Annotated in this window: 10 protein-coding genes; all 10 read right to left on the reverse strand. The window is 72.6% G+C overall.

What is annotated here, in order from left to right:
• Positions 1-54 precede the first annotated feature (54 nt).
• The gene (locus A6Q81_RS00865; RefSeq protein ID WP_286689193.1) at positions 55-1,056 is read right to left on the reverse strand and encodes a zinc-binding metallopeptidase family protein; all 1,002 of its coding nucleotides are present in this window, start codon (positions 1,054-1,056) and stop codon (positions 55-57) included.
• Positions 1,057-1,111: 55 nt separating this feature from the next.
• On the reverse strand, positions 1,112-1,984 hold the full coding sequence (locus tag A6Q81_RS00870) for a transglutaminase family protein (protein WP_286689194.1): 873 nt from the start codon (positions 1,982-1,984) through the stop codon (positions 1,112-1,114).
• A complete protein-coding gene (locus tag A6Q81_RS00875) occupies positions 1,981-4,449 on the reverse strand; it encodes a circularly permuted type 2 ATP-grasp protein (protein ID WP_286689195.1) in 2,469 nt (822 codons plus the stop codon). Before A6Q81_RS00875 ends, A6Q81_RS00870 begins: the two co-directional genes overlap by 4 nt.
• On the reverse strand, positions 4,446-7,781 hold the full coding sequence (locus tag A6Q81_RS00880; RefSeq protein ID WP_286689196.1) for a transglutaminase family protein: 3,336 nt from the start codon (positions 7,779-7,781) through the stop codon (positions 4,446-4,448). Before A6Q81_RS00880 ends, A6Q81_RS00875 begins: the two co-directional genes overlap by 4 nt.
• 62 nt (positions 7,782-7,843) lie before the next feature.
• On the reverse strand, positions 7,844-8,725 hold the full coding sequence (locus tag A6Q81_RS00885; RefSeq protein ID WP_286689197.1) for a phosphatidate cytidylyltransferase: 882 nt from the start codon (positions 8,723-8,725) through the stop codon (positions 7,844-7,846).
• Complete coding sequence (gene frr, locus A6Q81_RS00890) at positions 8,715-9,269, reverse strand: ribosome recycling factor (protein WP_286689203.1); 555 nt, start codon at positions 9,267-9,269, stop codon at positions 8,715-8,717. The genes A6Q81_RS00885 and frr overlap by 11 nt, the downstream gene beginning before the upstream one ends.
• Positions 9,269-10,003 (reverse strand): UMP kinase, encoded by a 735-nt coding sequence (gene pyrH, locus A6Q81_RS00895; protein WP_286689204.1) that lies wholly within the window; start codon positions 10,001-10,003, stop codon positions 9,269-9,271. Before pyrH ends, frr begins: the two co-directional genes overlap by 1 nt.
• 125 nt (positions 10,004-10,128) lie before the next feature.
• On the reverse strand, positions 10,129-10,944 hold the full coding sequence (tsf, locus tag A6Q81_RS00900; protein WP_067856651.1) for a translation elongation factor Ts: 816 nt from the start codon (positions 10,942-10,944) through the stop codon (positions 10,129-10,131).
• 93 nt (positions 10,945-11,037) lie between these two features.
• Positions 11,038-11,928, reverse strand: coding sequence for a 30S ribosomal protein S2 (gene rpsB / locus A6Q81_RS00905; protein ID WP_286689198.1), 891 nt, complete (start codon positions 11,926-11,928; stop codon positions 11,038-11,040).
• Positions 11,929-12,193: 265 nt separating this feature from the next.
• Positions 12,194-12,705: peptidoglycan DD-metalloendopeptidase family protein (locus A6Q81_RS00910; protein ID WP_286689199.1), on the reverse strand; the 512-nt coding region annotated here is incomplete at its 5' end.

A 12,705-nucleotide genomic window follows, 5' to 3' on the forward strand; every position in this document is an offset into this window, starting at 1 on the left:
TCCTCCCAGCCCGACCCCAGCGCTGTCGAAACGCGCGGGTCGGGCCGGGTCGGCTCACGCCGGGACGGGGTGCGGGTCGCGCGCCAGGGCGGCGACGAAGTCGAGCTTGTCGAGCACCGGCGGCGGGATGACGAACGGGTAGAGGTCGTCGGACCCCATCGCCCGGTTGATCTGGTTGAGCGCCGTGGACAGCGGGATCCAGACGCCCGTGACGAGGTCGCTGAACAGGGTGAAGGCACTCGGGTCGACCGTGGTCAGGCCGTAGGCGCGCGCGGTCTCGACGGTGTCGCTGATGTGCATCCAGTGCGCGAAGGTCTCCGCGAAGTCCTCGAACGGGTGCATCGTCGCGTAGGTGCTGATGTAGGACTCCTGCCAGTCCTCCGGCGGGCCCTCGCTGTAGTGCCGGTCGATCTCGGCCTGGTAGTCCTTCGACTCGTCGCCGAACAGCTCCCGGCACGCGTCCATGCGCTCCTCGCCGCGCACGAGCACGGACTCGAAGTAGTGGCCGACCTCGTGGCGCAGGTGGCCCAGCATCGTGCGGTAGGGCTCGTCGAGCTCGGACTGAACCTTCACGCGGTGCGCGTCGTCGCCCTCCGCGAGGTCGATCGTGATGACGCCGTCGGCGTGACCGATGACGACGTTCTCCTCCACGCTCGACAGCATGTCGAAGCACAGTCCCTGCTCGGGGTCCTCGTCGCGCGTGGTGATCGGCAGGCCGCGCGCGTCGAGCTCCACGACGAGCCGGCGCTTGGCCGACTCGGCCACCGGGTACTGCGACAGTCCCTCGAGGTCGTCGTCGGCCGGACGCGTGCGCGTCAGGTCGCAGCTGAAGCACTGGCCGCCCTCGACGGTGGCCAGCCAGGTGCAGCCGGAGAGGTTCAGGTTCGCGCACACGTGCCAGACCAGACCCTCCCGGTCGACGTAGCGACCGTCCTCGTCGACGGGCACGATCTCGTGCTCGTTGCGGGAGTACCCGAGCGCCGTCCCGCAGGAGACGCACAGGGAGTTCTCGAAGTACAGGGCGTTGCCGCACACGCGGCAGGAGAAGGCCTTCACGTGACCATCCTTGCCCCGCTCCGGCGGCTGCGCATCCCCATCCGGGAGGGACGTCTCAGACCGGCACGACGTCGACCGCGACGGCGAGCGTCGACGTCTTCGCCTCGGTGAAGATCACACCCTTCAAGGGGGGCACGTCGGAGTACTCGCGACCCCACGCGACTGTCACGTACCTCTCGTTCGCGGGCTGGTCGTTGGTCGGGTCGAGGGCGAGCCAGCCGGCTCCCGGGACCCAGACGGCCGCCCACGCGTGGGTCGCGTCGGCACCGACGACGCGCTCCTTGCCGGGTGGCGGCTCGGTGGCGAGGTAGCCGCTCACGTACCGGACGGCGAGGCCGTGCGAGCGCAGGCAGGAGAGCGTGAGCTGGGCGAAGTCCTGGCACACCCCGGCACGCGCCTCGAGGACGTCGGCGATCGTCGACGTCACCGTCGTCGCGCCCTGCTCGTACGCGAAGTCGGCGTGCACGCGGTGCATCACCTCCAGCACCGCCTCGCCCAGCGGCCGCCCCGGCGTCAACGACTCCGCCGCGTAGGCGTGCGCGGCCTCCGGCTGGTCGACCGACGGGGAGGCGAGGGCGAGGTCGAGCGCGCTCCAGGCGTCGGGCACGTCGGGCCGGGCCGAGGGACGCGCCTGCTCCCAGGGCACGCCCAGCGCGACCGGGTCCAGCACGGGCTCGTCGACCTCCACCACGCTGTGCGCCACGACGTCGAGCGTGCGGTGCGGCGTGTCGAGCTGGAAGTACATGGCGGTGTTGCCGTAGTGGTCGACGTCGGTCGAGCGGTCGAGGGGCTCGGGATGGACGTCGACCTCGTGGGCCACCACGCGCTGCCACGGCAGGTCGCGCGGTGTCAGGTACGCGATGCCGTAGCTGCCGGTCACGTCGTCGTCGTAGGTGTAGGTGGTGCGGTGGGTGACGTCGAGCCTCATCGGGTCCCCCGTCCGGAGAGGCCGAACGCACGGGGCGCGGGAGCCGTGGCCAGGTGCGTGCCCGCGAACGCCTCGGCGACCCGCAGGAGGTGGATGGTCAGGCTGTCCAGGTGCCGCTCGAGGTTGGGCCGCGACTCGCCCTCGATCGGCACGAGCTCGGCGACGTGGGTGCGGTCGACCTCGTCGACGAGGTCGTCCAGGAGCCGCTCGGGCCGGCTGGCGCCCGTCGACGCGGGCAAGGCGGCGACGTGGCGTCGCAGCGTCTCGAGGTTGAAGCGCAGCGAGCGCGGGTTGGCCGGGTCGGCGAGGAGCAGCTCGACGAGGCTGGTGACGCGGACGAACCCGCGGTACCGGCGTCGGTGGGTGATGGCGCTCTCGGTGGCGGTCAGCACGCCCTGGTGCAGGTGCCGGTCGACGTCGATGCCGCGTCGGACCGTGACGGTGCGGCGCAGGAGGGCGACGACCTGCAGGCAGCGCTCGAGGGCGCGTCCGGCCTCGAGCGTCTCCCACCCCTCGTCGTGCACCATGCTGGCCGTCGCCCCGTGCAGCGCGAGCAGCCCGGTCAGCATGCGCTCGGCGCTCTCCGTGACCTGGAGGCTGTGATCGTTGGCGTCGAGCAGCGCGGCCGCGCGCTCCGTGGCCCCGAACGCGCGGAACACGTCGACCGACAGCTGGTCGCGCACGCCCTCGGCGGCTCCCCGCAGCGCGGCGAAGGAGTGGGCCACCGAGGCCGACCGCTCGACGTCGAGCAGGACGGAGCGCAGGTCGGCGTCGACGCTCTCCCCGTCGCCGGCGTCGTACGGTCCGGGCACCTGGTGCAGCAGCGCGCCGCGCAGCACCCGCAGGGCCACGCCGCCGGCGCTGTAGGGACGCGCCCGGAAGTCCTCCGCGAGGGCGTGGGCGACGAGCACGAGACGCAGCGTGTCCTCCGCGCGCTCGGCGTAGCGGCCGAACCAGAAGAGGTCCTCGAGCACGCGCGGCACCAGCGGCGTGACGCTGCTCGACGACGTCACCGCGAGCACCTCGGCCAGTCCCTGGTCGGGCTGGTCGGGCGCGTCCTTCAGCACCCACACGTCCTTGCTGGACACCGACCGCGCACCGTCGAGCACCGACGCGAGCCCGCCCAGCATCGGCCGGTACGACGACCCGTACCGCAGCGTGAACGTCCGCAGCGCCACCGACTGGGGGCGCACGGCACCACCCGCGAGGCGCGGCGCCTGCGACCAGGCCGGCAGCTCCTGGGCGGCGAAGCGGTGCGGCTCGGCCTGCACGCGGGCGAGCAGCTCCGCCGGGCCGAGGCGGTCGACGTCGACCGACCGGTCGATGGACCGGACGGCGAGGTCGTCCCACCGCTCACGGGCGAGGGCGAGCGCGTCGGGGTCGCCGAGCCAGGAGGTCGGGACCGACGGCAGCCGCAGCGGCTCGTCGAGGAGGTGCTCGCACAGGCCGGCCATGTACGGGAGCAGCGCAGGGTTCTCCAGGACGCCGGAGCCCAGGCCGTTCACGATCCGCACGCTCCCGCGCCGCACCGCCTCGAGCAGACCCGGGACGCCGAGCTGGGAGTCGCCGCGCAGCTCCAGCGGGTCGCACCACGGTGCGTCGACGCGCCGCAGGATCACGTCGACACGTTCCAGACGGCCGAAGACCCGCATCCACACCGCGCCCGAGCGCACCACCAGGTCGCTGCCCTGCACGAGCGGGAAGCCCAGGCTGGACGCGAGGTGCGCCTGGTCGAACGCGGTCTCCGACGCCGACCCGGGGGTGAGCACGACGACGCGCGGGTCGTCGACGTGCTCGGGCGCGGCCTGCATGAGGGTCGACCGCACGGCCTGCAGGAACGGCCCCACCTGGTGCAGGCCGGCGTCGCGGTACATCTGTGGCAGCACGCGCGAGATCACGTGCCGGTTCTCCATGGCGTACCCCAGCCCGGACGGCGCCTGCGTCCGGTCGGCGACGACGACCCAGTCGCCGGCTGGCGTGCGGGCGACGTCGGTGGCGGTGAGCAGGAGCGGGCGGTCGTCGACGGTGCCCGGCCGGGCCGCCACGCGCAGGTAGCCCTGGTGGGCGTAGACCACGGCCGGCGGGACGACGCCCTGCGCGAGGACGCTGCGCGGTCCGTGCAGGTCGGCGAGCAGTGCGTTCAGCAGCTCGGCGCGCTGGGCGAGGCCGACCTCCAGGGGTGCCCAGTCCTGCGCGCTGAGCACGAGCGGCAGCGGGTCGAGCCGCCACCGTGACCCGGGCTCCCCCGGACGTCGGTACGTGACGCCGTCGTCGCCCAGGAACCGCCCGATGTCGCGCTGCACGCGACGCAGCTGCACGTCGGTGATCTCCAGCGCGCTGGCGGCGAGCGTCCGCCAGGCCGGCCGCAACGAGCCGTCGGCGTCGACCACCTCGTCGTAGCGGGCGGGAGCGGCGTCGAGGGTCGGCTGACCGACCTCCGACGCGTAGTCGCGCAGGACGGTCATGGCGCGGCGGGCCGCCCGGTCGGAGGTACCCGTCGCAGGTCGAGCGTGTGGGGGTAGTCGGTGCTGTGCGCGCGCCGGCCGGCCTCGACCAGCGCGCCGACGTCGACCGGTCCGGTCGACGCGGGGTGCGGCACGAAGCGGCTCGAGCGGCGCGCCTCCGCCTCCTGCGCGTTGACCGGCGGGTGGTCGTAGGCCCGACCGCCCGGGTGCACGACGTGGTAGGTGCAGCCGCCGAGCGACTGGGCGACGACGGTGTCGACGACCTCGACGTGCAGCGGCGAGTGCACCGGGATCGACGGGTGCAGCGCCGACCACGGCTGCCAGGCGCGGTAGCGCACGCCGGCGTAGTACTCGCCGGGCACGCCGGTCGGGGTGAGGGGCACGGGAACACCCTGGCACGTGACGAGGTGCCGCGAGGGCGAGACGCCACGGACGGTCACCTGGAGCCGCTCGATCGAGGAGTCGACGTAGCGCGACGTCCCCGAGCCCGTCGCCTCCTCCCCCAGGACGTGCCACGGCTCGATCGCGCTGCGCAGCTCGAGCTCGACGGGGCCCGTCGGCGTGCTCACCTGCGTCACGCCGATGCGGGGGAAGCGGAACTCCACGAACGGGTCGAGCCAGGAGCGCTCGAAGTCGATCCCGTGGTCCTGCAGGTCGGCGACGACGGCGTCCACGTCGCGGACCGCGCCCTGCGGCAGCAGGAAGTCCTCGTGCAGCGCGGTGCCCCACCGCTCGAGCGGTCCGGTGGCGGGGTCGTCCCAGAACCGGGCCACGAGGGCGCGCACGAGCAGAGCCTGCACCAGCGCCATCTGCGGGTGCGGCGGCATCTCGAAGCCGCGCAGCTCGAGCAGCCCGAGGCGCCCGCGCGAGGAGTCGGGGCTGTAGAGCTTGTCGATGCAGAACTCGGCACGGTGGGTGTTGCCCGTGAGATCGGTCAGCAGGTGCCGCAGGGCCCGGTCCACGAGCCAGGGCCGGAAGGTCTCGCCCTGCTCCTCGGCCTCGGCGACGAGCCGGTGGACCTCGGCGATCGCGATCTCCATCTCGTAGACCGACTCGGGGCGGCCCTCGTCGAAGCGCGGCGCCTGGCTCGTCGGGCCGATGAAGCGTCCGGAGAACAGGTACGACAGCGACGGGTGGCGCTGCCAGTGCGACAGCAGGCTCACCAGCAGGTCCGGTCGGCGCAGCAGCGGCGACGCGGCGGGCGTGCGGCCACCGAGCGTCAGGTGGTTGCCGCCACCGGTGCCGGTGTGCAGCCCGTCGAGGTCGAACTTCTCGGTGCCCAGCCGGGTGCGGCGTGCCGCGTCGTACAGCGTCTCGGTGAGCGACACCAGCTCCGACCACGACGACGTCGGCTGCACGTTCACCTCGATGACGCCCGGGTCGGGCGTGACGCTGAGCTGGGTCAGGCGCGGGTCCGGTGGCGGGCCGTAGCCCTCGACGACCACCGGCGTGCCGACGATCTGCACGGCCTGCTCCACGACGTGCAGGAGGTCGGCGTAGTCCTGGAGGCGCTCGGTCGGCGGCAGGAAGACGTGCAGCACGGGCGGCGCGTCGGGTCCGCCTGGCCGCACCTCGAACGCCAGGGCGGTCGTCGGCGCGCCCTCGGGGTCGCAGACCTCGACGTCGGGCACGCCGGGGAGCAGGGTCGGGCCCGACTCGAGGTAGGACGGGTCGCCCGTGGCCTCGGGGTCGGACCACGCGATCGCGTCGAGCGGAAGCCGCAGGCCGACGGCGGAGTCGCCGGGCGCGAGCACGAGCCGGCCGCGCCGGAACCGCCACGCGGGGCTGCGCCACTGCTCGCCCGTCGCGAGCGGCAGCACCCAGCCGGTCGGCCGCTCCTCGGCCTGGTCGAGCTGGGCGACCTGGTCGACGTCGGGCCGGTCGACGTCGGGCCGCTCCCCCTCGGGCCGGCCGACCTCGCGCGCCACGACGGCGAAGGGGTCCTCCCATGCGGGGAGCACGAGCTCGTGGGGCAGGCCGAGCACGCGTGCCACCTCGTGCGCCAGCCGCTCGGCGGTGTGGTGCTGCACCGGCGTCGGGTCGGACCACGGGTCGCAGAGCAGCGACGCGTCGTGCCACAGCGGCTCGCCGTCGGTACGCCACTGCAACGAGACCTGCCAGCGCGGGAGCGGCTCGCCGGGGTACCACTTGCCCTGCCCCCGGTGGACGACGCCGCCCTCGGCGTAGACCCGGCGCAGCCGCTCGGCGAGCTCCGTCGCCAGCAGACGCTTCTCGGGCCCGTCGGCCGCCGTGCTCCACTGCTCCGACGTGGAGTCGTCGACGCTGACGAACGTCGGCTCCCCGCCCATGGTCAGGCCCACCTCGCCCGCGTCGAGCCGCGCGTCGACGGCCCGCCCGAGCGCGTCGACGCGGTCCCACTGCTCCTGCGTGTACGGCAGGGTGACCCGCGGGTCCTCGTGCACGCGGGTGACCTCGTTCAGGAAGGAGAACTCGACCTCGGCCGGCTCCAGCGCCCCGGTGATGGGTGCGGCCGACGACGGGTGCGGCGTCGCGGACAGCGGGATGTGCCCCTCCCCCGCGAACAGCGACGACGTCGGGTCGAGTCCCACCCAGCCGGCCCCCGGCACGTACACCTCGGCCCAGGCGTGCAGGTCGGTGAAGTCTTCGGTCGCACCGGCAGGCCCGTCGAGCGCCTGCGCGGCCACGAGCGGGTCGGGCGCGAGCTGCACGAGGTAGCCCGACACGAACCGCGCGGCGAGACCGTGCTGGCGCAGCAGCGAGACCAGGAGCCATGCGCTGTCTCGGCACGAGCCGATCGCCCGGGTCAGCGTCTCGTCGGGGCTCTGGACGCCCGGCTCCATGCGGACCGTGTAGGCGACGTCGCGGTGGACGGCGGCGTTCAGGTCGGCGAGGAACTGCACGAGCGGCACCCCGTCGTCGGCCGGCTCGGGCAGGGCGTCGCGCCAGGCCCGGACGACCGGCCCCGGACCCTGGCCGTCGCCCTCGTCGACGGGCCGCAGGTAGGGGGCGAGGTCGGCCGCGAGCTGTGGCTCGTAGCTGAACGGGTAGGTCTCGGCGTACTCCTCGACGAAGAAGTCGAACGGGTTGACGACCATGAGGTCGGCCACGAGCGTGACGTCGACGTCGAGCTCGCTGACCTTGTCGGGGAACACCAGGCGCGCCTGCCAGTTGCCGAACGGGTCCTGCTGCCAGTTCACGAAGTGCTCGGCGGGCGAGACACGCAGCGCGTAGGAGTCGATCGGCGTCCGGCTGTGCGGCGCGGGCCGCAGCCGCACGACGTGCGGGCCGAGGGCGACGGGACGGTCGAACCGGTAGGTCGTGCGATGGCGGAGCGACACCTTGATCGACATGGGCCAAGCCTGCCGCATCCCTGTTTCGGCTCGATGTCCGCGTCGCCCGACGCCCTCCGCGCTCAGGCCGGGGTGACGAGGTAGTGCAGGATCAGCCAGGCGACGGGCGCGACCGCGATGAGCGAGTCGAGCCGGTCCATGATGCCGCCGTGGCCGGGCAGGAGGTCGCCCATGTCCTTGATGCCGAGGTCGCGCTTGATGAGCGACTCCGAGAGGTCGCCGAGCGTCGCCATCACGACACCGGCGACGCCGAGCAGGACGCCGACCCACCAGTCGCCGTCGAGGGCGAGGGTCACGGTGGCGATGCCGGCCGCGATCCCGAAGACGAGGGACCCGCTGAAGCCCTCCCAGGACTTCTTGGGGCTGATGGTCGGGGCCATCGGGTGCTTGCCGAGGAAGACCCCCGCGGCGTAGCCGCCGACGTCGGAGGCGACCGTCGCCACGATGAAGGCCACGATGCGCCAGGGACCGTCCGTCTCGACCAGCATGAGCATGACGAAGACGCCCATGAGGTGCAGGTAGGACAGGCAGAACACCCCGGCGCTCGCGTCACGGACGAACCCGTCCGCACCGTCGGAGAGTCGCCACACGAGCGTGCCGATGACGGTCAGCGCCATCGCGACCGCGGCGGTCTCCATGCCGCCGTAGTACGCGCCGACGAGCATCAGCGTTCCACCGGTGAGCACCGGCAGGAACGGCACCTTGATGCCGGCGGTCCCGAGGGCCCGGGCGAGCTCCCACAGGCCGACGCCGAGCGCGAGCACGACGACCGCCACGAACACGTCCTTGAACAGGAACAGCGAGACGACGACCATCGCGCCGAGACCGGCGCCCACGCCGATCGCGGCGGGCAGGTTGCGGCCCGCGCGACTCTTGCGCTGGGCGACGGCCGGGTCGGTCTCCCCCAGGGGTCCGTCGGTGGGCGCGGCCTCCTCAGACCTCAAGGAGCTCCGCTTCCTTGTTCTTCAGCAGCTCGTCGATCTGGTCGACGTGCTGCTTCGTCAGGGCGTCGAGGCGCTTCTCGGCGCCCACGTTGTCGTCCTGGCTGATCTCGGAGTCCTTCTCGGCCTTGTCAAGGGTCTGCTTCGCGTTGCGTCGCACGCCGCGGACGGCGACGCGTCCCTCCTCGGCCTTGGAACGGGCGAGCTTGATGTACTCGCGGCGGCGCTCCTCAGTGAGCTCGGGCAGCGTCACCCGCAGCACCTTGCCGTCGTCGGAGGGGTTCACGCCGAGGTCGGAGTCGCGGATGGCCCGCTCGATCGCACCCTTCGCGCCCTGGTCGTACGGGCTGATGATGACGGTGCGCGGCTCGGGCACCTGGAAGCCGGCCAGCTGCTGCAGGGGCGTCGGCGTCCCGTAGTAGTCGGCCGTGATCTGGGAGAACATCGCCGGGTGGGCGCGACCGGTCCGGATGGCCGCGAACTCCTCCTGGGTGTGCTCGACGGCCTTGTCCATCTTGGTGCCGGCCTCGCGCAGGGTCTGGTCGATCACGGTGCGTCTCCTGTCGTCGTCCCGATGTGTGGTCCTGCGTCGCCGTGGACCAGCGTCCCGATCCTCTCACCCTGGAGCACCCGGGCGATGTTGCCCTCACCCTCCATGCCGAAGACGATCATCGGCAGGTCGTTCTCCATGCAGAGCGCGAACGCGGCGGCGTCGACGACCTTCAGGCCGAGGCGCAGGGCCTCCGCGAAGGTGAGGTCGTCGAAGCGGCGCGCGGAGGCGTCGGTGCGCGGGTCGGCGGAGTACACCCCGTCGACGCCGCTCTTGCTCATGAGCACCGCGTCGGCCTTGATCTCCAGGGCGCGCTGGGCGGCCACGGTGTCGGTGCTGAAGTAGGGCATGCCCGCGCCCGCGCCGAAGATGACGACGCGCCCCTTCTCGAGGTGCCGCATGGCCCGGCGCGGGATGTAGGGCTCCGCGACCTGGCCCATGGTGATGGCCGACTGCACGCGGGTGTCGATGCCCTGCTTCTCGATGAAGTCCTGCAGGGCGAGGCTGTTCATGACGGTGCCGAGCATGCCGATGTAGTCGGCCCGCGAACGCTCCATGCCCCGCTGGCTCAGCTCGGCGCCGCGGAAGAAGTTGCCGCCGCCGACGACGATCGCCACCTGCGCGCCCTCGCGGACCGCCTGGGCGACCTGGCGGGCGATGCCGTTGACGACGTCGGGGTCGATGCCGATCTTGCCGCCGCCGAACACCTCGCCGGACAGCTTGAGCAGCACGCGGCGGACGCCGGGGCCTGGGGCCCCGGCGTCCGCGGTGCTGAGGTCGGCCGGGTCACCGTGCGTCGGGTGGTGGGTCACGATGCTCCGGTCCTTCCTGTCGTGGTGCTGGTCGGCTCCGTGGATCAGGCGCCGATCTCGATGTGCGCGAAGCGCTTGACGTCCACGCCGGCGCCGTCGAGGACCGCCTTGACCGTCTTCTTGTTGTCGGTGACCGACGGCTGGTCGAGCAGGACGACGTCCTTGAAGAAGCCGTTGACGCGACCCTCGGTGATCTTCGCGATCGCCTGCTCGGGCTTGCCCTCCTCGCGGGCCGTCGCCTCGGCGATCTCGCGCTCCTTGGCGACGATGTCGGCGGGGACGTCCTCACGGGTGAGGTAGCGCGGACGCATCGCGGCGATCTGCATGGCGGCGCCGCGGGCGGCGTCGAGGTCGTCACCGGTGTACTCGACGAGGACGCCGACGGCGGGCGGCAGGTCGCTGGCGCGACGGTGCAGGTAGACGGCGACCTGGCCGTCGAACGCGGCCACGCGGCCGAGCTGGATCTTCTCGCCGATGACGGCGGCGAGGGCGCTGATGGTCTCCTCGACGGTCTTGCCGTCGTCGAGGGTCGTCTTCGCGAACGCGTCGGCGTCGGCGGGCTTCGTGGCGTCGGCCGCGGCGGCGAGCCGCTCGGCGAGCGCGATGAACTGCTCGTTCTTCGCGACGAAGTCGGTCTCGGAGTTCAGCTCGACGATCGCGTTGCCGGAGCTGGCCACGAGACCGGCGGAGGCCTCGCGCTCGGCGCCGCGCTTGGCGGCCTTCGCGGCACCGGAGATGCGCAGGATCTCGACGGCCTTGTCGAAGTCGCCGTCGGCCTCGGTGAGGGCCTTCTTGGCGTCCATCATGCCCGCGCCGGTGGCGTCGCGGAGCTTCTTCACGTCTGCGGCAGCAATGGCCATGTGAGGGTCTCTTCCCTGGGTCGTGGTGGTGGAAGGGGGGTGGTCGGGTGCCGGAGGTCGTCCGGCACCCGACCGGGTGTCACGGGGTCGACGTCACTTCTCGGCGGCGGCCGGCTCGGTCGCCTCGGCCGCGGGGGTCGCCTCGGCCGCGGGGGCCTCGGCCGCGGGGGCGTCGGCCGCGGGGGCCTCGGCGGGGGCGTCGTCCTTCTTCTCCAGGAGCTCGCGCTCCCACTCGGCGAGCGGCTCGCCGCCACCGAGCTCGGAGCCGGCCTCCTCGGCGCCCGTCTTGGCGCCGCCGCGCTGCAGCAGGCCCTCGGCGACGGCGTCGGCGACGACGCGCGTCAGGACGCTGACCGAGCGGATGGCGTCGTCGTTGCCCGGGATCGGGTAGGTGACGTCGTCGGGGTCGCAGTTGGTGTCGAGGATCGCGACGATCGGGATGTTCAGCTTCTTGGCCTCGTCGACGGCGAGGTGCTCCTTCTTGGTGTCGACGATCCACACCGCGGACGGCGTGCGGCCCATGTCGCGCACACCACCGAGGGTGCGGTTGAGCTTGTCGTACTCGCGACGCATCTGGAGGAGCTCCTTCTTCGTGCGGCCGGAGCCGGCCACGTCGTCGAAGTCGATCTCCTCGAGCTCCTTCATGCGCTGGAGGCGCTGGTGCATCGTCTGGAAGTTGGTGAGCATGCCGCCCAGCCAGCGCTGGTTCACGTAGGGCATGCCGACGCGCTTGGCCTGCTCCTCGATCGGCTCCTGCGCCTGGCGCTTCGTGCCGACGAAGAGGATCGTGCCGCCGCGGGCGACGGTGTTCTTGACGAACTCGTAGCCGGCGTCGATGTAGGCCAGCGACTGCTGCAGGTCGATGATGTAGATGCCGTTGCGCTCGGTGAAGATGAAGCGCTTCATCTTCGGGTTCCAGCGACGGGTCTGGTGTCCGAAGTGGACGCCGCTCTCGAGGAGCTGGCGCATGGTCACGACTGCCATGAGTGTTCTTCTCCTGTATGGGGGCGCAGGCGTCCGCACGTCCTTGCGCATCCGCCGGGCGGCGGATGAGGACGCACCGGCTGCGACCCCGGTTGGTTTCCAGTTGGTTGCTCACCGACGGGTGTCGGCTCGCCCTGACGCCCACGCGTGACCCCACCCGGCGGACCGGGACCGGGAGTCGGCGCCCACGGGTGGTCGCCCCGCCGGAGAGGTGGGACGTCGTGGTCTGCGGACGTGCGAAGTCAATCCCTGAGGATTGCGTCCGTCAGAGTACGCCGAGTCGCGGGTCGAGCGCGAATCCGACGGGTCGGGCGGGGAACCCGTCCGGTGGCACGTCGGCGGCCGCGTCCCCGGACAGGAACGGCAGCAGTCGGACCGGGCCGACCCCGACCAGTCGCAGCGGGTCCAGGTAGTCCCCCGAGGAGGAGTCGATCCAGCCCCAGTGCAGGCAGGTCCGGGGGACGCAGTGCGACGGCGCCGCCTGCAGCGTGCCGAGCCGGTCGCCGGCGCCGACCGGGTCGCCCACGGAGACCTCGGGCTGCACCGGCTCGTAGGTGGTCCGGGTCGTGCCGTGGGAGACGACCACCACGCCGCGGCCGGCCAGCCCAGCGGCGTACGAGACGGTGCCGGGGAGGGCTGCCCGCACCACCTGACCGGTGCTCCCGACCAGGTCGACCCCTCGGTGCCCTGCTCCCCACGGGGTCGCCGGCGGGTCGAAGCCGTGCACGACCTCGGGGTCGGGGCGAAGCGGCCAGGTGCCCACGGGGTCGACAGCCT

It is taken from the genome of Aeromicrobium sp. REDSEA-S38_B2 (genome assembly GCF_001628525.1).
Classification (GTDB): Bacteria; Actinomycetota; Actinomycetes; order Propionibacteriales; family Nocardioidaceae; genus Aeromicrobium; species Aeromicrobium erythreum.